The sequence below is a fragment of the Pseudomonas sp. LBUM1658 genome (assembly GCF_059716055.1).
On sequence record NZ_CP166798.1, the window covers coordinates 6560023 to 6582520 of the forward strand.

Genomic DNA, 22498 nt, shown 5'->3' on the forward strand with positions numbered 1-22498 from the left:
TTGGGCGGATCAAGATCGCGGCGCGTAAGCAAATACATCAGCCCGCATCTGATGAGCATCCATTCCAGCGTTGACCAAGGCGTCCAGGGTGCCGTAGACCATCGCCGGCGAGCCGCTGGCATACACATGCACCGACTTCAGGTCAGCGATGTCTTCACAGACCGCCTCATGCAACATGCCGCAGCGCCCCTCCCAGCCGCACAGATCACTGACGACTTTGTGCAGGAACAGATTGGGTAACTTCAACCACTCATCCCAGTGCTCGATTTCATAGAAATCTTCTGGCCGCCGCACGCCCCAGTACAGGTGCACCGGATGCTTGAAGCCCTCGGACCGGCAATGTTCGATCAGGCTGTGGATCTGTCCCATACCGGTGCCAGCGGCGATCAGCACCAATGGGCCATCCGGCAGTTCGGCCAGGTGTGTATCGCCGAACGGCATTTCGATCCGCACCATGGAATTGCGCTGCAGTTGCTCGATCAGGCTCAACGCACTGATTTCGCGCGCCAGCACATGGATTTCCAGATCACGTCCGGAATGCGGGGCGGAGGCCAATGAGAAGGCGGATTTGTCACCATTCTCACGCTCGATCATCAGGTACTGGCCGGCGTGATAGCGCGGCAGCTTGCCGGCTGGCGCCCGTAGCCGGACCCGCCAGGTATCACCGCCGACTTCAATGCATTGAGTGACCTGACACGACAAACTGCGCACCGGCAATTCTCCCAGCGCAAGCACGCCATCCCACAGCACGATGCAGTCTTCCAGCGGCTCTGCTATGCAAGTGTAGAACTCGCCGTGATCACGAACACCACCAGCCTGTTCGACCCGCCCTTCTACCAGCAGCGCGCCACACACATGGCAGTTGCCATTGCGGCAGCTCTGCGGGCATTCATAGCCCAGGCGTCGTGCCGCATCGAGGATCCGCTCACCGGGCAATATCTCAAGCACTGCTCCGGACGGCTGCAAGGTTACACGCATCAATCTATTCCTAACTGATTCCAGATGGCATCGACCCGGCGGGTGACCGCCTCATCCTTGACGATAACCCGGCCCCACTCACGAGTGGTTTCACCAGGCCATTTATGCGTGGCATCGAGCCCCATCTTCGACCCCAGGCCGGAAACCGGCGAGGCGAAGTCGAGGTAGTCGATCGGCGTGTTGTCGATCATCACCGTATCGCGCTTGGGGTCCATGCGCGTGGTGATGGCCCAGATCACGTCGTTCCAGTCGCGGGCGTTGATATCGTCATCAGTGACGATAACGAACTTGGTGTACATGAACTGTCGCAAAAACGACCAGACACCGAGCATTACCCGCTTCGCATGGCCGGGATACTGCTTCTTCATGGTGACGATGGCCATGCGGTACGAGCAACCTTCCGGCGGCAGGTAGAAGTCGGTGATCTCGGGAAACTGCTTCTGCAGGATCGGCACGAATACTTCGTTCAGCGCCACGCCGAGAATCGCCGGCTCATCCGGCGGACGACCGGTGTAGGTGCTGTGGTAGATCGGCTTGATTCGATGGGTGATGCGCTCGACGGTGAACACCGGGAAGCTGTCGACTTCGTTGTAGTAGCCAGTGTGGTCGCCATACGGACCTTCGTCAGCCATCTCGCCCGGGTGGATCACGCCTTCAAGGATGATCTCGGCAGTCGCTGGGACTTGCAGGTCGTTGCCACGGCATTTCACCAGCTCGGTACGGTTCCCCCGCAGCAAGCCGGCGAAGGCGTACTCGGAAAGGCTGTCCGGCACTGGCGTAACCGCTCCGAGGATGGTCGCCGGATCCGCACCCAGCGCCACGGAAACCGGGAACGGCTGGCCCGGATGCTTCTCGCACCACTCACGATAGTCCAGCGCGCCGCCACGATGGCTCAACCAGCGCATGATGACTTTGTTGCGACCGATGACCTGCTGGCGATAGATGCCGAGGTTCTGTCGGTCCTTGTTCGGACCTTTGGTGACCGTCAGGCCCCAAGTGATCAGAGGGCCGACATCGCCAGGCCAGCAGGTCTGCACCGGCAACATGGCCAGATCGACGTCGTCGCCTTCGATGACCACTTCCTGGCAGATCGCGTCTTTGACGACCTTCGGCGCCATGGCGATGATCTTGCGGAAGATCGGCAACTTCGACCAGGCATCCTTCAACCCCTTCGGCGGCTCCGGCTCTTTCAGAAAGGCCAGCAGTTTGCCGATTTCCCGCAGTTCGCTGACTGCTTCGGCACCCATGCCCAAGGCAACGCGATGGGGTGTACCGAACAGGTTGCCTAGCACCGGAATGTCGTAACCCGTCGGTTTTTCGAAGAGCAGGGCCGGGCCTTTGGCGCGCAAGGTGCGATCGCAGACCTCGGTCATTTCCAGTACAGGGGACACCGGAACCTGGATGCGCTTGAGTTCGCCGCGCTGTTCCAGGCCGCTGATAAAGTCGCGCAAGTCGCGATACTGCATGCGTGAGCCTCGTTTGGCCGTGGCGTTCGGGGCAGGCAGTTTAGCGCCGAACCCCTCTGTTCAGAACACTGAACTGCCAGTTCATCAAAAATCAGATAGCAAAAAGCCGGGTTTCCCCGGCTTTTGCTGACTTTCTGCGATTTACTTGCGTTTCATCGACAGGAAGAACTCATCGTTGGTCTTGGTCTGTTTCAGCTTGTCGACCAGGAACTCGATGGCCGCGACTTCGTCCATCGGGTGCAGCAGCTTGCGCAGGATCCACATGCGCTGCAACTCGTCGTCAGCGGTCAGCAACTCTTCACGGCGGGTGCCGGAACGGTTGATGTTGATCGCCGGGAACACGCGTTTTTCAGCAATCTTGCGATCCAGAGGCAGTTCCATGTTGCCGGTGCCTTTGAATTCTTCGTAGATCACTTCGTCCATCTTCGAGCCGGTTTCAACCAGCGCGGTAGCGATGATGGTCAGCGAGCCGCCTTCTTCGATGTTTCGCGCAGCACCGAAGAAACGTTTCGGTTTCTCCAGGGCGTGAGCATCGACACCACCGGTGAGGACCTTGCCGGAGCTCGGGATCACGGTGTTGTAGGCACGAGCCAGACGGGTAATGGAGTCAAGCAGGATCACCACGTCTTTCTTGTGTTCAACCAGGCGCTTGGCCTTCTCGATCACCATTTCGGCAACCTGCACGTGGCGGGTTGGCGGCTCGTCGAACGTCGAGGCAACCACTTCGCCGCGTACGGTACGCTGCATTTCGGTCACTTCTTCCGGACGTTCGTCGATCAGCAGCACGATCAGATGAACTTCCGGGTTGTTACGGGCGATGTTCGCTGCGATGTTTTGCAGCATGATCGTTTTACCGGCTTTCGGCGGAGCGACGATCAGGCCGCGCTGGCCTTTACCGATCGGCGCACACAGGTCGATCACACGGCCGGTGAGGTCTTCAGTGGAACCGTTGCCGGCTTCCATCTTCATCCGCACGGTCGGGAACAGCGGGGTCAGGTTCTCGAAGAGAATCTTGTTTTTCGCGTTCTCGGGACGATCGTAGTTGATCGTGTCGACCTTCAGCAGGGCGAAATAACGCTCGCCTTCCTTCGGAGGGCGGATCTTGCCAACGATGGTGTCACCGGTGCGCAAGTTGAAGCGACGGATCTGGCTTGGCGAGACATAGATATCGTCTGGGCCGGCAAGATAGGAAGCGTCAGCAGAGCGGAGGAAGCCGAAGCCGTCCTGGAGAATCTCCAGCACGCCATCACCGGAGATTTCCTCACCGCTTTTAGCGTGCTTTTTGAGCAGGGAGAAAATCACGTCCTGCTTGCGCGAACGGGCCATATTTTCTATGCCCATCTGTTCGGCCAATTCGAGCAGTTCGGTAATCGGCTTTTGCTTGAGTTCAGTCAGATTCATATAGGAATGACGTAATCATTTATGGAGGGGGGGAAATTAAGCTTTTGGCTTAATGAGGCCGCGCCGCAGAGAAGGCGACAGGATCGCGTACTAATCGAAAAGGAGAGCGTCGGCGACGGCTTGCAGGGGGCAAAGGAGAAACCAGTGCGGGGCCGAATGTACCACCTGAGTTTCAGAGCGTCTAGCCCTCTCTCATGAAAAAGCCCCGCAATATGCGGGGCTTTTTTCATGACTCTCGACAACGCGCTTAGATGTTGGCGTCGAGGAAGGCAGCCAGTTGCGACTTCGACAGCGCACCGACCTTGGTGGCTTCGACGTTGCCGTTCTTGAACAGCATCAGCGTCGGGATGCCACGCACGCCGTGTTTAGCCGGGGTTTCCTGGTTTTCGTCGATGTTCAGTTTGGCAACGGTCAGTTTGCCGGCGTAAGTGCCAGCGATTTCGTCCAGAACCGGGGCGATCATTTTGCAAGGGCCGCACCATTCAGCCCAGTAGTCAACGAGCACAGGGCCAGCGGCCTTAAGTACTTCTTCTTCGAAGTTAGCGTCGGTGACGTGCTTGATAAGATCGCTGCTCATGGATGTCTCCGGGTTGTAAGCAAAATAAAAACGTTGCCCATCATAGCCGCCCTTCCCCCGTTCAGGAAGCCGCAGGTGATCGACTCTCACTATGGTCGCGCATGAGTTTGGGTATAGCTCAACTCAGGACGTTGCGGGAATTGCGATGACAATCCCGGTGCGCAGGGCGGCATTGCGCACATGCGCCTGCATGGCCTTCTGCGCAGCGCCGGATGCCCGGCGCGCCAGGGCCCGGAGGATTTTGCGGTGTTCCTGCCAGGTTTCCATGGCCCGCTCGGGCCGGATGAACGGTAGCTTCTGACTCTCCAGAAACAGCTCGGCGCTGGAACTGAGGATGCTCAACATCGCTTGATTGCCGCTGGCCAGCAGGATTGTGCGATGAAACTCGAAGTCCAGCCGCGCCGCGGCGTCAAAATCTTCGGCTTGCAGTTTTTTACGCATCGCCTCGACATTGTCCTCCAGGGCATCCAGTTCATCCGCCGTCAGCGTCACCGCCGCCAGACCTGCGGCAAAACCTTCCAGGGCATAACGCAACTGGAAAATATCCACCGGTGAGGCCTGGGCTGCGAAAGGCCAGGACCCAGCCGATTCGCTGCGGGGAAGGTCGATCGGCGACTGCACGAACACGCCCTTGCCCGGCTGCACACTGATTACCCCCAGCGCGCTCAAGGACGACAAGGCCTCACGCAACGACGCCCGACTGACCCCCAGTTGCAACGCCAGGTCCCGCTGCGAAGGCAGCACATCTCCCGGGCAGAAGCCTTGTTCGGTGATCAATTTTCGAATGGCTTGCAGAGCCACTTCGGGTACGGCGCGGGAGATCAAATTCATGGTTTTTTTGAGAATCAGGCCAGTGACCGGCTAGTTGTAAAGCTATTGGCGCTTGACTGCAAGTCACGCCCCAAGCGGAGTCAAGCCTGCCGGACGATGCGCTTTAACGGAGCAAAAAGCCCTTCAACTGTTCAGACCAGTAATACCGCCAAACCCCAGACAAACCCTGCTCGCCAGCGCATGTCGAGGCAACTGGCATGGGCTGTGCAAAGTCCGAACTCAGAAATCACTTCCCTGGATTCGGAGAGTTCCCATGACCAAGCGTTGCAGCGCCCTGCTCACTGCCTTGTTGGCCAGCCTGATGCTGAGCCAGTCCCCCGCTCACGCCGACGGCCTGGAAGAGGTGGTCAAGCGCGGGATCCTCAAGGTCGCAGTGCCACAGGACTTCCCACCCTTTGGCTCGGTCGGGCCGGACATGAAGCCCCGCGGCCTGGACATCGACACTGCTGCGCTGCTGGCCGAACAGCTCAAGGTCAAACTCGAGCTGACCCCGGTCAACAGCACCAACCGCATTCCGTTCCTGACCACCGGCAAGGTCGATCTGGTGATCTCCAGCCTCGGCAAAAACCCTGAACGGCAAAAAGTCATCGACTTCTCCCACGCCTATGCACCCTTCTATCTCGCGGTGTTCGGCCCGCCCGATGCAGCCATCAACAGCCTGGACGACCTCAAAGGCAAAACCATCAGTGTCACCCGTGGCGCCATCGAAGACATCGATCTGACCGCCGTGGCCCCGCAAGGCGTGACGATCAAGCGCTTCGAAGACAACAACTCGACCATCGCCGCCTACCTCGCGGGGCAGGTGGACCTGATTGCCAGCGGCAACGTGGTGATGGTCACCATCAGCGAACGTAACCCCAAGCGCATTCCCGCCTTGAAGGTGAAACTCAAGGACTCGCCGGTCTACGTCGGCGTGAACAAGAACGAGCCGGCACTCCTGGAAAAAGTGAATCAGATTCTGGCCACGGCCAAGACCGACGGCAGCCTGGAAAAAAATTCGCAACGGTGGCTCAAGCAGCCGCTGCCGGCTGATCTCTGATCGCGGCCTCGGAGGTTAGCCATGGCATATCAGTTCGATTTTTTACCGGTGCTGGAAAACACCGGGCTGCTGCTGCGCGGAGCCCTGTTCACCCTTGAGCTGACAGCCGTCGGCGCAGTGCTCGGGATCAGCCTGGGGATCATCGGGGCGGTGGTTCGGGCCTGGCAGATCAAGCCATTCGCCGCCATTTTCGGGGTGTATGTCGAGTTGATCCGCAATACACCGTTTCTGGTGCAGCTGTTTTTTATCTTCTTCGGTCTGCCGTCACTCGGCGTACAGATTTCCGAATGGCAGGCCGCCGTGCTGGCGATGGTGATCAACCTTGGCGCCTATTCCACGGAAATCATTCGAGCGGGCATCCAGGCGATACCGCGCGGACAGCTGGAAGCGGCTGCCGCTCTGGCGATGAGCCGCTTCGAAGCCTTCCGCCATGTGGTGCTTCTACCGGCGCTGGGCAAGGTCTGGCCGGCGTTGAGCAGCCAGATCATCATCGTCATGCTCGGCTCGGCGGTGTGTTCGCAGATCGCCACCGAGGAACTGAGCTTCGCCGCCAACTTCATTCAATCGCGCAACTTCCGCGCCTTCGAAACCTACGCCCTGACCACGCTGGTTTACCTGTGCATGGCGCTGATGATCCGCCAGCTGCTGAACTGGATTGGTCGGCGCTACATTGCGAGGAGCAGCCAATGAGCGATTTCACCTTCCTGGACGTCGTGCGCAACCTGCTCACCGGTCTGCAGTGGACCCTGGCGCTGTCGTTGGTGGCGTTCATCGGCGGCGGTCTGATCGGTTTACTGGTCATGACTCTGCGAATTTCCGACAAGACTTTCCTTCGGGCCTTCGCCCGCACCTACATCGAACTGTTCCAGGGCACTCCGCTGTTGATGCAGCTGTTTCTGGTGTTCTTCGGCGTGGCGCTGCTGGGAGTGGATATCTCGCCATGGCTGGCGGCGGCGCTTGCCCTGACGGCTGTTCACCAGCGCCTATCTGGCGGAGATCTGGCGCGGCTGCGTCGAATCGATTCCCCAGGGCCAGTGGGAAGCCTCGTCGAGCCTGGCGCTCAATCCCCTGGAACAACTGCGCTACGTGATCCTGCCGCAAGCCTTGCGTATTGCCGTGGCACCGACCGTGGGTTTCTCGGTACAAGTGGTCAAAGGCACTGCGGTGACGTCGATCATCGGTTTCACCGAATTGACCAAGACCGGCGGCATGCTCGCCAACGCGACCTTCGAGCCCTTCATGGTCTACGGCCTGGTAGCGCTCGGTTACTTCCTGCTCTGCTACCCCCTGTCCCTCAGTGCGCGCTACCTGGAAAGGAAACTGTATGCCTCTGCTTAGAATTTCCGCCCTGCATAAATATTACGGCGAACACCATGTGCTCAAAGGGATCGACCTGAGCGTCGAGGAAGGCCAGGTGGTGGCGATTATCGGCCGCAGCGGCTCGGGCAAAAGCACTCTGCTACGGACCTTGAACGGACTGGAATCGATCAACGACGGGGTGATCGAAGTCGATGGCGAATACCTGGACGCCGCTCGCGCCGACTTGCGCAGCTTGCGGCAGAAGGTCGGGATGGTGTTTCAACAGTTCAACCTGTTCCCGCACCTGACCGTCGGCGAGAACGTCATGCTCGCACCACAGGTGGTGCAAAAAGTGCCAAAGGCCAAGGCTGCCGAGCTGGCGCGGGAGATGCTTGAGCGGGTCGGCCTCGGGGAAAAGTTCGATGCCTTCCCTGATCGTTTGTCTGGCGGCCAGCAGCAGCGCGTGGCCATTGCCCGGGCGCTGGCCATGTCACCGAAAGTCTTGCTCTGCGACGAAATCACCTCGGCCCTGGACCCGGAACTGGTCAACGAAGTGCTCAGTGTGGTCCGGCAATTGGCCAAGGACGGCATGACCTTGATCATGGTCACCCACGAAATGCGCTTTGCCCGCGAGGTGGGAGACAAGCTGGTGTTCATGCATCAGGGCAAGGTGCATGAGGTCGGTGACCCGAAACTGTTGTTCGCCAAGCCGCAAACGGCGGAACTGGCGAGTTTTATCGGGACGGTGGAAGCGGCGGGCTGAAGGATCGCCAGCGCTTTCAAGGCCGCTATCGCGAGCAAGCTCGCTCCCACAGGGGTTCTATGTGGCCTCTAATCCCGCATACGACGCAGAACCAATGTGGGAGCAGCCGGTCGACGCTCGATTGCTCGCGATTGACCGCGCAGCGGTCACCGACATTACTGAGTTGGATCAATGCTTTGATATCTGCGCGTTGGCGGCGACGTTTGATCGTGGCAGGATGACAAGGTTATCGACCGAGACCCCTTAACCATGCCGCAATCCCAAGCCAAGAATCTGTCCCTGATCGCCGCCATCGACCTGGGCTCCAACAGCTTCCACATGGTCGTGGCCAAGGCCCAGAACGGTGAAATCCGTATTCTGGAGCGGCTCGGCGAGAAGGTCCAGCTAGCCGCAGGGATCGACGAAGAGCGCCAGCTCACCGAAGAATCCATGCAGCGCGGGCTCGATTGCCTGAAACGTTTCGCCCAACTGATCAACGGTATGCCTCCGGGCGCGGTCCGTATCGTCGGTACCAACGCCCTGCGCGAGGCGCGCAACCGTGGCGAATTCATCCGCCGCGCCGAAGAAATCCTCGGCCACCCGGTAGAAGTCATCTCCGGCCGGGAAGAAGCACGCCTGATCTACCTCGGCGTCTCCCACACCCTCGCCGACACCCCGGGCAAGCGCCTGGTGGCCGACATCGGCGGCGGCAGTACCGAATTCATCATCGGCCAGCGCTTTGAGCCGCTGCTGCGAGAAAGCCTGCAAATGGGCTGCGTCAGCTATACCCAGCGCTATTTCAAGGATGGCAAGATCACCCCGGCCCGTTACGCCCAGGCGTACACCGCGGCGCGGCTGGAGATCATGAGCATCGAACACGCCCTGCACCGCCTGACCTGGGATGAAGCCATCGGCTCCTCGGGGACCATCCGCGCCATCGGCCTGGCGTTGAAAGCCGGCGGCCATGGCACTGGCGAGGTCAACGCCCAGGGCCTTGCCTGGCTCAAGCGCAAGCTGATCAAGCTCGGCGATGTCGAGAAGATCGACTTCGAAGGCATCAAGCCTGACCGCCGGGCAATCTTCCCGGCCGGCCTGGCGATTCTCGAAGCCATCTTCGACGCCCTCGAACTGCAACGCATGGACCACTGTGAAGGCGCCCTGCGCGAAGGCGTTCTCTATGATCTGCTGGGCCGTCATCATCACGAAGACGTCCGTGAGCGCACCCTCGGCTCGCTGATGGAGCGTTATCACGTTGACCGGGAACAAGCGGCACGGGTCGAGCGCAAGGCGCTGCATGCCTTCGATCAGGTGGCAACCGATTGGGATCTGGATGATGGCGTCTGGCGCGAACTATTGGGCTGGGCGGCCAAGGTCCATGAAGTCGGACTGGACATCGCCCACTATCACTACCACAAGCACGGCGCCTACCTGATCGAGCACTCCGATCTGGCCGGCTTCTCCCGCGAAGACCAGCTGATGCTGGCGCTGCTGGTGCGTGGCCACCGGCGCAATATTCCCAAGGACAAGTTCGCCGAGTTCGGCGATGAAGGCATCAAGCTGATTCGCCTGTGCGTATTGCTGCGCTTTGCGATTCTGTTCCATCACATCCGCGGCACCCAGGAAATGCCGCAGGTGAAGCTACAAGCCGCTGGCGGCAGCCTGGATGTGCTGTTCCCGGAAAACTGGCTGGATGAGAACCAGCTGACTCAGGCCGACTTCGCGCTGGAAGCGGAGTGGCTGACCCGAGTCGGTTTCGTGCTGAACGTTCGCTAACCAAAAGCGCTGCAAAATACCCCGTAGGAACTGCGTAGGAGCTGCGTAGGAGCTGCCGAGTGAAACGAGGCTGCGATCTTTTGATCCTGGCGTCCATTCAGACACCGAGTTGTCTGTTGAAAAGTTCAAAAGATCGCAGCCTGCGGCAGCTCCTACACGGGACCGGTTAGCATTTGAAAGATGTGTTTCCCCGGCAACCCTTGAGAAGGGTTGCCGGGGAGACGGCGTCCCGCCTCAGCGAACGCTCAGAATCGGACTGCCCAAACGCTCCAGCAGCGTTGCCTGGGCACTACGCGGGTTCTGGTTGCCGGTCGGCGTGTTACGAATGTAGCGACCGTCCGACTGCAGGCTCCAGCTGTGAGTGTTATCGGTGAGATAAAGCTCCAGCTCTTTCTTGACCCGCATAATCAGCTTCTTGCCTTCCACCGGGAAGCAAGTCTCGACGCGCTTGTCGAGGTTGCGCTCCATCCAGTCGGCGCTAGACAGGAACATCTGCTCTTCGCCACCGTTGAGGAAGTAGAACACCCGCGTGTGTTCCAGGAAGCGCCCGATGATCGAGCGCACATGGATGTTGTGCGAGACCCCGGCGATACCCGGTCGCAGGCAGCACATGCCACGTATCACCAAATCGATACGCACCCCGGACTGACTGGCCTTGTACAGCGCGCGGATGATCTTCGGATCGGTCAGCGAGTTGAACTTGGCGATGATATGCGCCGGCTTGCCGTCGAGGGCGAACTGGGTTTCCCGGGCAATCATGTCGAGCATGCCCTTCTTCAGGGTGAACGGCGCGTGCAGCAGCTTCTTCATGCGCAAGATCTTGCCCATGCCGATCAACTGGCTGAACAACTTGCCGACGTCTTCACACAACGCGTCATCGGAAGTCAGCAGGCTGTAGTCGGTATACAGGCGGGCGTTGGCAGCGTGATAGTTGCCGGTACCCAAGTGGGCGTAACGGACGATCTCCCCGGCTTCGCGGCGCAGAATCAGCATCATCTTGGCGTGGGTCTTGAAGCCGACCACACCATAGATCACCACTGCACCGGCCGCCTGCAGACGACTGGCCAGCTGCAGGTTGGACTCTTCGTCGAAACGCGCACGCAATTCGATCACCGCGGTGACCTCTTTGCCGTTACGCGCCGCATCGACCAACGCATCGACGATTTCCGAGTTCGCGCCGCTGCGGTACAGGGTCTGACGGACCGCCAACACATGGGGATCCTTGGCCGCCTGACGCAGCAGATCGACCACCGGCGTGAAGGACTCGAACGGGTGCAGCAGCAGGATGTCCTGCTTGCTGATCACGCTGAAAATGTTCTCGCTGTTCTGCAACAGCTTGGGAATCTGCGGGGTGAACGGTGTGTATTGCAGCTCTGGATGGCTGTCCAGGCTGGTGATGCTGAACAGGCGCGTCAGGTTGACCGGGCCGTTGACCTGATACAACTCGGTCTCATGCAGGTTGAACTGCTTGAGCAGGTAGTCGGACAGGTGCTTCGGACAGGTGTCGGCCACTTCCAGCCGCACCGCGTCACCATAGCGACGGGAGAACAGCTCGCCACGCAAGGCGCGCGCCAGGTCTTCCACATCTTCGGTATCGACCGACAGATCGGCGTTTCGGGTCAGGCGGAACTGGTAGCAACCCTTGACCTTCATGCCCTGGAACAAGTCATCGGCGTGGGCGTGGATCATCGACGAGAGGAACACGTAGTTGTCGCCGGCACCGCAGACTTCTTCCGGAACCTTGATCACCCGCGGCAGCAGACGCGGCGCCGGGATGATTGCCAGACCGGAATCGCGACCGAAGGCGTCGATGCCTTCGAGCTCGACAATGAAGTTCAGGCTCTTGTTCACCAGCAGCGGGAACGGGTGCGTCGGGTCCAGGCCGATCGGCGTGATGATCGGCGCGATCTCGTCGCGGAAGTAGCGGCGCACCCAAGTCTTGAGTTTGGCGGTCCAGTGGCGCCGACGAATGAAGCGGACCTGATGCTTCTCCAGCTCCGGCAACAGAATGTCGTTGAGGATCGCGTACTGGCGGTCGACGTGACCGTGTACCAGTTCGCTGATGCGCGCCAGCGCCTGGTGCGGTTGCAGGCCATCGGCACCCGCCTGTTCACGGGCGAAAGTGATCTGCTTCTTCAGACCGGCCACGCGAATTTCGAAAAACTCGTCCAGGTTGCTAGAAAAAATCAGCAGAAACTTCAGCCGCTCCAGCAACGGGTAGGACTCATCCAGCGCCTGTTCCAGTACGCGGATGTTGAACTGCAGCTGCGACAGCTCGCGATGGATGTACAGGCTACTGTCATCCAGGCTTGGAAGCACAATCGTCGGGGCCGCGGGCTGCGGCTCGGCCACGGCCAGTGGCGGAATTTCCGGCTCCGGCGGGGTTTCGACGAGTAGCTCGACCACCGGCTGAGCGTCTGTTACTGCGACTTCAAGGAGTCCTTCGGTTTTCATCACGTGTTCCTGGGAGGGCTATTTTTGCTCTCGTAACAATTGAGCAGCACGAACGGCAAAGTAGGTCAGGATGCCATCAGCACCTGCACGTTTGAAAGCGGTCAGGGATTCAATAATAACCCCTTCGCTCAGCCAGCCATTCTGGATCGCCGCCATATGCATGGCGTATTCACCGCTGACCTGATAGACAAAGGTCGGCACTTTAAATTCTTCTTTGACCCGATAAAGGATATCCAGGTACGGCATGCCAGGCTTGACCATGACCATATCCGCGCCTTCTGACAAGTCGGCGGCCACTTCATGCAAGGCTTCGTTGCTGTTGGCCGGGTCCATTTGATAGGAAGCCTTGTTGGCCTTGCCCAGGTTCAGCGCAGAACCCACGGCGTCGCGGAACGGGCCGTAATAAGCGCTGGCGTACTTTGCCGAATAGGCCATGATCCGCACGTTGACGTGATCGGCCAGTTCGAGGGCTTCGCGGATCGCCTGGATCCGGCCATCCATCATGTCCGAGGGCGCCACCACCTGAGCGCCGGCAGCGGCGTGAGACAGCGCTTGCTTGACCAGCGCATCGACAGTGATGTCGTTCTGCACATAGCCTTCTTCGTCGAGAATACCGTCCTGGCCGTGGGTGGTGAACGGGTCCAGCGCCACGTCGGTGATCACTCCCAGTTCAGGGAAGCGCTCGCGCAGTGCACGGGTCGCACGCTGGGCGATGCCGTCCGGGTTCCAGGCTTCGGCGGCGTCGAGGGATTTGAGTTCAGACGGGGTCACCGGGAACAGCGCCAGCGCAGGGATCCCCAGCTCGACCCACTTCGCCGCTTCTTCGAGCAACAGGTCGATAGTCAGGCGTTCGACGCCCGGCATCGAAGCCACTGCCTCGCGACGGTTTTCACCGTCCAGCACAAAAACCGGGAGAATCAGGTCGTCGACAGTCAGGACGTTTTCACGAACCAGACGACGCGAGAAATCATCACGACGGTTGCGACGCAGGCGGGTTGCAGGGAACAAACGGTTGGCGGGGGTAAAGCTCACGGCAGACTCCTGAGCCCGCACTGGCGGGCGAGTGTGACAGTTATAAGCGCCCATTATGACTAAGTCATGACAGTCCTGCTTACCCTGTGACCGGTAGTCGCAGTCATTGTCCTTGTAGGAATTGTTCACGTCGAGACACATTTGGATACTTTCCTGAATGTGCCTGAAGGGGTAGGCTGCGCGTTCATTTCGCCAGCATCCAGACAATGCTCCAACAACTTCTTCAGGATTTCGGCTACTTCGCCCTTTTTCTCGGCACGTTTTTCGAAGGCGAAACCATTCTGGTGCTCGCAGGCTTCCTCGCGTTCCGCGGATACATGGATATCAACCTGGTGGTGGTCGTGGCCTTTCTCGGCAGCTATGCCGGCGATCAGCTGTGGTACTTCCTGGGGCGCAAGCACGGCCGCAAATTGCTGGCGCGTAAACCGCGCTGGCAACTTATGGGCGATCGGGCGCTGGAGCACATCCGCAGGCACCCGGATATCTGGGTGCTGAGCTTTCGCTTCGTCTATGGCTTGCGCACGGTAATGCCGGTGGCGATCGGCCTGTCCGGTTATCCACCGGGGCGTTATCTGCTGCTCAACGGGATTGGCGCCGCCATCTGGGCCACCGCCCTGGCCGCCGCCGCGTACCATTTTGGCGCGGTACTCGAAGGGATGCTCGGCAGCGTCAAGAAGTACGAGCTATGGGTGCTGGGCGCGCTGCTGGTGGTGGGCTTCTGCCTGTGGCTGCGCCGGCGCTTGAAGAATGCCCGCCTGGCGAAAAAGATCTACGAAGCGGAGCAGGCCGAACAGGCCGAATTCATCAAATCCAGAAAACCTACGACACCAGTCGAGTGAGTCGGCTTCTGCAACAGTAGAGACCGATACCACTGAGCAGGCTGTAACTGAGCAGGCCGATCCAGCCAACCGCGCTGGCCGGCCATAGCCCCAGGAGCGGCGCCAGCCATAACAGCGGCACGTTCAGTGCCAGGCGCAACAACTCAAGTTTCAACGCCCACGGGCGATTCTCCAGGGCCACGCCCAGCACAAACAGACCGAACGCCACAGCGCTCCAGCCCAACACCAGTGCGACCGTTGGCAAACTATCAGCCAGGTTCATCAGGTAACTGCCTAACGCGATATAAACCGTGAACTGCAGTGCGACATACCACTGCTGGCGCTTGTCCAGCGGCACCTCGAACTTGCGGAACTGACTCAGCTGCGGCTTGCTCAGCGGGTACCTGGCCGCCACGTCCGCCGGTCGCCAGCCGGTACGCATGAACCAGATCCGCAGCTTGTCCCACCAACGTTCGGTACGCCGCGCATCGCTCAGCAACTGCGCGTAGAACTGCACGTTGGCCCACAGCGGGTTCCAGCTCGCCAGCGGCGTGGTCACACCGAAAATCACCGGTTCGTTGTCGTCCTCTTCCTGGAACGAGCCGAACAATCGATCCCAAATAATGAACACACCGCCGTAGTTGCGATCCATGTAGAGAGCGTTCTGTGCATGGTGGGCCCGATGATTGGACGGCGTAACGAAGAACCATTCGAACCAGCCGAGCTTGGGTATGTGCCGGGTATGCACCCAGAACTGATAGAGCAAATTCAGTGCCGCGACGCTGACGAACACCAGCAACGGCACGCCGACTACCGCCATGGGCAGATAGAAGATCCAGCTCAGCAGAAATCCGGTACTAGTCTGACGCAATGCCGTGGACAGGTTGTAGTCCTCGCTCTGGTGATGCACCGAGTGCGCCGCCCAGAGAATGTTGCGCTCATGGCCCAGGCGATGCAGCCAGTAGTAGCAGAAGTCATAGAAGACAAAGGCAAACACCCAGACCCAGACGCGCTCGGCCGGCATCTCGAACAGCGCCAGATGCTGCAAGGCAAAGGCGTAGGTGATCAGCCCGACGCCTTTGGTCAACAGGCCGGTGGTGGTCGACAACACACCAGTGCTGAGGCTGTTGATCGCGTCCGCTACGCGATAATTACTCACCCCACGCCAGCGATCGGCCAACAGCTCGACGGCTATCAGCACAAAGAAAAACGGCACTGCATAAAGGATGAAGTTCATGACGCGACCTGATCAGAATCGTTACCCGAAGATTAGGTGTAGTCGCGAGATAACCCTATGGCAACGAGTGACAAATTAGTGGACATTTAACGCCATGAACCTGGAGAAAAAACCATGAGCAAAAAAGTTGCAGTGATACTGTCCGGCTGTGGCGTCTATGACGGCGCCGAGATTCACGAAAGCGTGATCACCCTGCTGCGCCTGGACCAGCGTGGTGCGCAAGTGCAGTGCTTCGCACCCAATATCGCCCAATTGCATGTCATCAATCACCTGACCGGCGAGGAAATGCCCGAATCGCGCAACGTGCTGATCGAATCGGCGCGCATTGCCCGTGGTGAGGTAAAGGATATTCGCGAAGCCGATGTCGAAGACTTCGACGCACTGATCGTGCCCGGCGGTTTCGGCTCGGCGAAAAACCTCTCCAACTTTGCCATCGAAGGCGCGGGCTGCAGCGTCCAGCCAGAAGTCCTGGCCCTGACTGAAGCCTTTGCCGAAGCCGGCAAACCGGTCGGGCTGATCTGCATCTCGCCAGCCCTGGCCGCGAAGATCTATGGCCCTGGCGTGACTTGCACCATCGGCAACGATGCCGAGACCGCCGCAGCCATGACCAAAATGGGCGCCACCCACGAAGAGTGTGCCGTGAGCGACATCATCGAAGACAAGGCACGCAAACTGGTCAGCACCCCGGCCTACATGCTCGCGCAATCCATTAGCGAAGTGGCTTCAGGGATTAACAAGCTGGTTGATCGAGTGCTGGAGTTAACTCACGAGAATGATGTGTAAGCAAAATCAAAAGATCGCAGCCTTCGCCAGCTCCTACAGGATTTGCGTTCATTCAGGATGAGCGCGGAGCTTTTGTAGGAGCTGCCGCAGGCTGCGATCTTTTCAGGCGTTACGCATCAACCGGGTAAGGATCCGGTCCAGCGAATTGGCGAACGCCTGCTTCTCGCGTTCGCCATGGGGCGGCGGGCCGCCGCCCATCTGGCCCTGATCGCGCAGGTCGGTGAACAGATTGCGCACCGCCAACCGATCACCCATGTTCTGCGGGTCGAATTCCTTGCCGCGCGGATCGAGGGCGGCAACGCCCTTCTTGATCAAACGATCGGCCAATGGCACATCACTGCAAATCACCAGTTCGCCGGGCAGCGCGTGTTCGACCAGATAATCATCGGCCGCATCCGGGCCACTGGGCACCACGATCAGCTTTACGCAGGCATAGCTCGGTTTGATCTGGCTCTGCCCCGCCACCAGCAGCACTTCGAATTGGCGTTTCAAGGCAAACTTGATCACCTGATCCTTCGCCGCCTTCGGGCAGGCATCGGCATCGATCCATACACGCATGTTTTGTTGCCCTCAAAAATCATTCGGCTTCAATCAGATCAAGAAGCCCGCACCCGCCGCTTCTCCGCCATGCGACTACGGCTGTAAAGCACAATGATCGCCAGAATCGCCACGGCCTGCGCACTCAGCGAATAAGCATCAGCGTGGATCCCCAGCCAGTCGAAGTCAAAGAACGCCACCGGCCGGGTGCCGAAGATCCCGGCTTCCTGCAAGGCTTTGACCCCGTGCCCGGCAAATACCACCGACAACGCGCACAACAGCGCAGCGTTGATCCCGAAAAACAGCGCCAGCGGCAATTTCGCCGAGCCACGCAGAATCACCCAGGCCAGGCCGATCAGCAGCACCAGCGCCGTTGCACCACCCGCCAATACGGCGTTATGTCCCGCCGGTCCCGACTGCAGCCAAAGGGTTTCGTAGAACAGGATCACTTCGAACAACTCGCGGTAAACCGAGAAGAACGCCAGGATCGCAAAGCCGAAACGCCCGCCGCCACCGACCAGGCTGCTCTTGATGTAATTCTGCCAGGCCGCCGCGTGACGACGATCGTGCATCCACACGCCGAGCCAGAGCACCATGACGCTGGCGAACAATGCCGTGCAACCTTCCAGCAGTTCACGCTGGGCGCCGCTGACATCGATCACGTAGGCCGCCAGGGCCCAGGTCGCCAGGCCGGCCACCAGTGCCAGCCCCCAGCCGACGTTGACGCTGCGCACTGCCGACTGCTGACCGGTATTACGCAAGAACGCCAGGATTGCCGCCAATACCAGGATTGCTTCCAGGCCCTCGCGCAGCAGAATCAGCAGGCCGGAGATATAGCTCAGGGACCAGCTCAAACCATCGCTGCCCAACAGACCGGCAGATTGCTTCAGCTTGGATTTCGCTGAGTCCAGACGCTGCTCGACCTGGGCCACCGGCAAACCGTCCTGCAACGACTGACGGTAAGCCATCAGGGATTTTTCGGTGTCCTTGCGCACATTGGCATCGACGTTGTCCAGGGAGCTCTCGACCAGCTCGAAACCCTCCAGATAGGCCGCTACCGACAGGTCATACGCCTGCTCGTGATCGCCGGCGCGATAGGCTGCCAGGCTCTTGTCCAGGGTCGACGCGGTGTAGTCGAGCAACTGTGCCGGGCCGCGCTTGACCTGTGGCGGCTGGGCCCGTTGAGCACGGAAAGTGGCCGCAACCTGTGGGCCTTCGGCAGCCAGCACTTCACCCGGCGTCTGACGAGCCAGGTCGGCGAGGTTAAAGCTCTTGTCGCTTTTCGTCGCAGTTGGATCGGCGCTGAAACCGGCAATGTAGGTTGCCAGATCCCAGCGCTGACGGTCGTCCAGTTGATCGGCGAAAGACGGCATGTCCGTACCTTCAACGCCCAGCCCAAGAGTGTTGTAGATCGCGTAGAGGCTCAAGCGGTCCAGGCGTGTGGCATCGCGCAGGTTGGACGGTGGCGGCGTCAGACCGACGCCTGCAGGGCCGTCCCCAACGCCGCTGTCACCGTGGCAGACCGAGCAATGCTGAGCGTAGAGCGGCGCACCGCGAGTCGGGTCCGGGGTGATGATCGGCGCCTGGCTGACCTCATAGGCCACCGCCAGCTTCGCACCCAATTGCCGCGCCTGGCGGAAGACCGTCGCACCGTCCTGGCGAGCCGTGATGGCGGCGCGCAGGCTGCTGACACCCTGCTCCAGCTCGGCCCGTTCAGGCTTGGCCGGCAAACCCCCGATCAAACCCTGCAGAACACCGAGAAACTCCAGCTGCTCGCGGTATTGGGAGGAATCGATGACCTTGCCCGCCTCGACCGTGGCCGGGTAATCCGCGCCAATGTAGTCGAGCAAATGCAGCGCCTGGGGTGCGCCTTCCACGGTGTCGGCCAGCAGATTGAAACTGCATAACGCAAACACAGGCAGCATTAACCAGGCCAGGAAACGGGACGAGGCAGTCATGAACGAATCTCAATTGGAAATACGAAGTAACACATTGTTCACTTCGAATGACTTTCACTCAAGCCTTCTCATCCATTCAGGCCAAAGAACCGACCGCGGGAATCCCCTCCTGCGCCCTTATTTAGCGGGTTTTGCAGCGATTCACAGGGCCAATAAATAATCCAGGTCCGAGAAATGCGGACTCAGGCTCTCATATCAATTAGCAGACTAGTGGCACACATCCTGACAGATGAAATCAAAAGGCCATTACATCGCCACCTTCACAGCTTATAATGCTGCGCCCCAGGTATTCCTGATGGGTATTTAAGCTCCTCTTTGAATGAGGAATTGGCAGGAAAGCCACCTGGGCTGCCGATTGGTCCATCCAGCCCGACCAGCAACGCTCGGCTGTTTACGTTCAGGGAAGAAGTTCTCCATATGAAATCCCGCGCCCTTACCTCACTCACGCTCAGCGCAGTCACTTTGCTCGCCGGTTGTTCGGCATTTCGCAGCTACGACTCCGAGCTCCAGGAAACCAACCAGCAGTTGAGCACCGGCAACGTCGATGCCGCGCTGACCCTGCTGGAAAAGAACAACCGCAGCCAGGACAAAGACCTGCTCTATTACTTCGAGAAAGGTGAACTGCTGCGCGCCAAAGGCGATTTGACGGGTAGCCAGACCGCATGGAGAAGCGCCGACCAAGTGGTGGGGGCATGGGAAGACTCGGTCAAGTTCGACTCTGAGAAATACCTGTCACAGTTCGGCAGCTTCCTGGTCAACGACAAGGTTCGTCGTTACGAAGGTTATGACTACGAAAAAGTCATGCTGACCACCCAGATGGCCCTGAATCTGCTGGCCGTCAACGACTTCGACGGCGCCCGTACCGAGATCAAAAGGACCCACGAACGCGAAGCAGTGATCGCCGAGCTGCGCGACAAGGAATACCTCAAGCGCGAAGCCGAAGCCGAGAAGCAAGGGCTGAAGACCGAATACAAAGACCTTCAGGGTTACCCGGTGGCCAGCCTCGACGCACCGGAAGTGGTCGGCCTGAAGAACAGCTATCAGAGTGCTTTCAGCCACTACCTGGCCGGTTTCGTCTACGAAGCCCTGGGCGAAAGAAACCTCGCCGCACCGGGCTACCGCAAAGCCGCGGAATTGCGCCCCAATACCCCACTGCTCGAGCAGGCGCTGCTGAACCTCGACAAGCCGGCCGGCAAGAGTGAAGAAAGCGACATCCTGATCGTCGTGCAAAGCGGCCTGGCACCAGCCCGCGACTCCATCCGCATTCCGCTGCCGCTGCCCATCAGCGGCAATCTGGTGATCACGCCGCTGTCCTTCCCGGTAATCAAGCCGGACACCTCGACAGCAACCTTTGCCCAGATCGGCGTGGACGGTCAGCAATTGAACCTGACACAACTCAACAGCACTACTGCCATGTCCCAGCGTGCCCTGCGTGACGACATGCCAGGGATCATTCTGCGCACCACCGTGCGTGCCGTGACCCGCGGCGTTGCGCAAAAGCAGTTGAACGACGTCAACCCGTTGGCCGGCCTGGCGGTAGGCATTACTTCAATGGTGATGGAAGGGGCCGACACCCGCACCTGGCGCACCCTGCCTGACACCACCCAGGTGGTGCGCCTGCGCCTCAAGCAAGGCGAGCACCAGGTCAGCCTGCCCAACGCCCATGGCGGCGCGCTGATGAAGGTCAAGATCGATCAACGCTATCAAGTCATCACTTTGCGCATGGTAGGCAGCCAGGTGTTCACCAGCGGCATTGCCGCGCATCTGACGCCAAGCGCCAACCCGCAGGCTGTGGCCAGCCTCAAACAACCTTAAGCAGAGACTCCTCATGCGTTTCAACATCATTGCTGTCATCGCGCTGGCCTTGTTGGCCGGTTGCGCCACCCCACCTCCAGAACCCGGCAGTGCGGCGAGCAAAGTCGTGAGCATGGGCAAGCAGAAAAACATCGTGGTCGGCGCCATGCGTGTCGCTCGTGAAAATGGTTTTCTGACGGTCAACGTTCAGCTGAGCAATACCAGCGTCAATAACAAGACTATGTACTACCGCTTTGCCTGGCTCGGCCCTGAAGGTTTCCCGGTCGGTGAAGAAGAATCCTGGAAGAGCCTGACCCTGTACGGCACGCAAACCAGCTTCCTGCCAGCCATCGCGCCTTTGGCCAAAGCCGTGGATTTTCGTCTGGAAATCAAAACGCCTTAAGGCACTCACCCGTTTTGTTCAGTTTTAGAGAGTATTCCCATGTTTGCACGCTTTTCGTTCCTCACCGTTGTCGCCCTTCTGGCCAGCGGTTGCGCCAACAACTCACCGGTCCTGGGCGGGAAAAACATCAGCTACGGCGACAGCAAGGCTGTAGAGCTGGTGACCAACGAGTTCGGTTCCACCGACCTGCAGATGATCGCCGAAACCATGACCCGCTCCCTGGCCCAGTCCGGGATCCTGCAGGGCCGCCCGGTGGTGCAGGTTTACGACGTGAAGAACAAAACCAGCGAGTACATCGATACCCGCGAGATCACCACCAGCATCAAGACTCAGCTGATGAAATCCGGCACCGCCCGCTTCGCCAGTGACAACACGGCCATGCAGAGCCAGGTTGACCAGCTCAAGCTGCAAAACCAGAGCGGCCTGTACAAAAAAAGCACCGTGGCCAAGACCGGCAATATGATCGCCGCCCAATACCGTCTTGAAGGCTCGATCAGTTCGATCGTCAAGCGCAGCAGCGATTACAAAGACGTCTTCTACAAGTTCAGCCTGCAATTGATCGATGTCGAAAGCGGTCTGGCCGAGTGGATGGACGAGAAAGAGATCCGCAAAACCACGGAGCGTTAAGCAATGCGTGCATGGATTGGCATCATTGGCCTGGCCTGCGCGTTTGGCGTGCAGGCGGCCCCGAAAATCGCGGTCACCGACCTCGCCTACCAAGAACGGGTGGAACAATACATCCACATCGTTTCGGCCCAGAGCAACTTCCAGGCAAGCGCTTATAACGCCAGCGGTTCGTCGAGCTACAACGAGATCGAGGCTACCAGCAGCTATATCGAGCAAGGCGAGTTGCGCAAATTCACCGGCGACATCAAGGGCGAGATCCTCAAGTCCGGGATGTTCCAGCTGGTGCAAGGCACACCGCACACCGCCAAATCCAGCGAAGACGTGTTTGATGTGATCGAGCGGATCAGGGCTGGTCACTACCAGGGCGCCGACTACGTATTGTTCGGCACCTTGTCGGATATCGACTTCACCCGTGATGTAACGTCACTGGCCAATACCGACAGTTATTCGGCGATTCTCGGTCTGAGTCTGGTAGCCGACTTCAGCCTGATCAACACCAACACCTTCGAAATCACCTCGGCGTTTACTGCCATGGGCGAAGGTCAGGACACCAAACTGGTCAATAGCCAAGACGTGAAGGTCTCGCTGAACCGCCCGCGGGTAGTTCGCGATGTGTCCAAATCGCTGGGTGAGGACGTGGCGCGCCAATTGAGCGAACAGCTCGGTGGCGGCGATTATCAGCAGCCGGGGCAAGCCCCGCGGAGCAACAACCTGCCCCCGGACGAGGCGCCCGTCATTTTGCGCTAAGC

The 22498-nt window shown here is 59.4% G+C and carries 20 protein-coding genes and 1 pseudogene; 11 read left to right on the forward strand and 10 right to left on the reverse strand.

Annotated features, from left to right (window positions below; genetic code table 11):
- Nucleotides 1–9 precede the first annotated feature (9 nt).
- The 5 genes from ACA064_RS30300 to ACA064_RS30320 all read right to left on the reverse strand — a co-directional run bounded on the left by ACA064_RS30300 (nt 10) and on the right by ACA064_RS30320 (nt 5253).
- Nucleotides 10–978 (reverse strand): CDP-6-deoxy-delta-3,4-glucoseen reductase, encoded by a 969-nt coding sequence (locus ACA064_RS30300; RefSeq protein WP_497671377.1) that lies wholly within the window; start codon nt 976–978, stop codon nt 10–12.
- Nucleotides 978–2444 carry a 4-hydroxy-3-polyprenylbenzoate decarboxylase gene (ubiD, locus tag ACA064_RS30305; protein WP_150640683.1) on the reverse strand — a complete coding sequence of 489 codons (1467 nt, stop codon included), beginning with the start codon at nt 2442–2444 and terminating at the stop codon, nt 978–980. Before ubiD ends, ACA064_RS30300 begins: the two co-directional genes overlap by 1 nt.
- A 141-nt stretch (nt 2445–2585) precedes the next feature.
- Entirely contained in the window at nt 2586–3845 is a 1260-nt protein-coding gene (gene rho, locus ACA064_RS30310; protein WP_019694195.1) for a transcription termination factor Rho, read from the reverse strand.
- A 247-nt stretch (nt 3846–4092) separates the two neighbouring features.
- Nucleotides 4093–4422 (reverse strand): thioredoxin TrxA, encoded by a 330-nt coding sequence (trxA, locus tag ACA064_RS30315; RefSeq protein ID WP_007899382.1) that lies wholly within the window; start codon nt 4420–4422, stop codon nt 4093–4095.
- 123 nt (nt 4423–4545) lie between these two features.
- Nucleotides 4546–5253 carry a FadR/GntR family transcriptional regulator gene (locus ACA064_RS30320; RefSeq protein WP_497671378.1) on the reverse strand — a complete coding sequence of 236 codons (708 nt, stop codon included), beginning with the start codon at nt 5251–5253 and terminating at the stop codon, nt 4546–4548.
- A gap of 253 nt (nt 5254–5506) precedes the next feature.
- Here ACA064_RS30320 and ACA064_RS30325 point away from each other — a divergent pair, with 253 nt between their 5' ends.
- From ACA064_RS30325 to ppx, 5 genes and pseudogenes are all read left to right on the forward strand, one after another.
- Nucleotides 5507–6292 (forward strand): transporter substrate-binding domain-containing protein, encoded by a 786-nt coding sequence (locus tag ACA064_RS30325; RefSeq protein ID WP_497671379.1) that lies wholly within the window; start codon nt 5507–5509, stop codon nt 6290–6292.
- Between the two features lie 21 nt (nt 6293–6313).
- Nucleotides 6314–6982, forward strand: a complete 669-nt coding sequence (locus ACA064_RS30330) for an amino acid ABC transporter permease (RefSeq protein ID WP_497671380.1) — start codon at nt 6314–6316, stop codon at nt 6980–6982.
- A pseudogene (locus ACA064_RS30335) lies at nt 6979–7630 on the forward strand (amino acid ABC transporter permease). Before ACA064_RS30330 ends, ACA064_RS30335 begins: the two are co-directional and overlap by 4 nt.
- Nucleotides 7617–8354 (forward strand): amino acid ABC transporter ATP-binding protein, encoded by a 738-nt coding sequence (locus ACA064_RS30340; protein ID WP_497671381.1) that lies wholly within the window; start codon nt 7617–7619, stop codon nt 8352–8354. Before ACA064_RS30335 ends, ACA064_RS30340 begins: the two are co-directional and overlap by 14 nt.
- 249 nt (nt 8355–8603) lie before the next feature.
- Nucleotides 8604–10106 (forward strand): exopolyphosphatase, encoded by a 1503-nt coding sequence (gene ppx, locus ACA064_RS30345; protein WP_497671382.1) that lies wholly within the window; start codon nt 8604–8606, stop codon nt 10104–10106.
- A gap of 234 nt (nt 10107–10340) precedes the next feature.
- On the opposite strand, the gene ppk1 is transcribed toward ppx, so the two are convergent.
- Nucleotides 10341–12560, reverse strand: a complete 2220-nt coding sequence (gene ppk1 / locus ACA064_RS30350; RefSeq protein WP_497671383.1) for a polyphosphate kinase 1 — start codon at nt 12558–12560, stop codon at nt 10341–10343.
- 18 nt (nt 12561–12578) lie between these two features.
- Nucleotides 12579–13592, reverse strand: a complete 1014-nt coding sequence (hemB, locus tag ACA064_RS30355) for a porphobilinogen synthase (protein WP_497671384.1) — start codon at nt 13590–13592, stop codon at nt 12579–12581.
- 206 nt (nt 13593–13798) lie between these two features.
- Between hemB and ACA064_RS30360 the strand changes: the two genes are divergently transcribed.
- Nucleotides 13799–14431 carry a DedA family protein gene (locus ACA064_RS30360; protein WP_497671385.1) on the forward strand — a complete coding sequence of 211 codons (633 nt, stop codon included), beginning with the start codon at nt 13799–13801 and terminating at the stop codon, nt 14429–14431.
- On the opposite strand, the gene ACA064_RS30365 is transcribed toward ACA064_RS30360, so the two are convergent.
- Complete coding sequence (locus ACA064_RS30365) at nt 14412–15647, reverse strand: sterol desaturase family protein (protein ID WP_497671386.1); 1236 nt, start codon at nt 15645–15647, stop codon at nt 14412–14414. The genes ACA064_RS30360 and ACA064_RS30365 overlap by 20 nt on opposite strands.
- Nucleotides 15648–15761: 114 nt before the next feature.
- On the opposite strand from ACA064_RS30365, the gene elbB reads away from it, so the two are divergent.
- Nucleotides 15762–16430, forward strand: a complete 669-nt coding sequence (elbB, locus tag ACA064_RS30370) for an isoprenoid biosynthesis glyoxalase ElbB (RefSeq protein ID WP_497671387.1) — start codon at nt 15762–15764, stop codon at nt 16428–16430.
- Between the two features lie 102 nt (nt 16431–16532).
- Here the strand turns inward: elbB and ACA064_RS30375 are convergent, their stop codons facing one another.
- Both ACA064_RS30375 and ACA064_RS30380 read right to left on the reverse strand, forming a co-directional pair.
- Nucleotides 16533–16988, reverse strand: coding sequence for a YaiI/YqxD family protein (locus ACA064_RS30375; RefSeq protein ID WP_497671388.1), 456 nt, complete (start codon nt 16986–16988; stop codon nt 16533–16535).
- Nucleotides 16989–17026: 38 nt separating this feature from the next.
- Nucleotides 17027–18925 (reverse strand): FTR1 family protein, encoded by a 1899-nt coding sequence (locus tag ACA064_RS30380; RefSeq protein ID WP_497671389.1) that lies wholly within the window; start codon nt 18923–18925, stop codon nt 17027–17029.
- Nucleotides 18926–19342: 417 nt separating this feature from the next.
- Here ACA064_RS30380 and ACA064_RS30385 point away from each other — a divergent pair, with 417 nt between their 5' ends.
- The 4 genes from ACA064_RS30385 to ACA064_RS30400 are packed head-to-tail and all read left to right on the forward strand — an operon-like array spanning nt 19343 to nt 22496.
- Entirely contained in the window at nt 19343–20740 is a 1398-nt protein-coding gene (locus ACA064_RS30385) for a COG3014 family protein (RefSeq protein WP_497671390.1), read from the forward strand.
- 13 nt (nt 20741–20753) lie between these two features.
- Nucleotides 20754–21122 (forward strand): YcfL family putative periplasmic lipoprotein, encoded by a 369-nt coding sequence (locus tag ACA064_RS30390; RefSeq protein WP_497671391.1) that lies wholly within the window; start codon nt 20754–20756, stop codon nt 21120–21122.
- Nucleotides 21123–21161: 39 nt separating this feature from the next.
- Complete coding sequence (lpoB, locus tag ACA064_RS30395; RefSeq protein ID WP_497671392.1) at nt 21162–21749, forward strand: penicillin-binding protein activator LpoB; 588 nt, start codon at nt 21162–21164, stop codon at nt 21747–21749.
- Between the two features lie 3 nt (nt 21750–21752).
- Nucleotides 21753–22496 (forward strand): penicillin-binding protein activator LpoB, encoded by a 744-nt coding sequence (locus ACA064_RS30400; protein ID WP_497671393.1) that lies wholly within the window; start codon nt 21753–21755, stop codon nt 22494–22496.
- Nucleotides 22497–22498 lie beyond the last annotated feature (2 nt).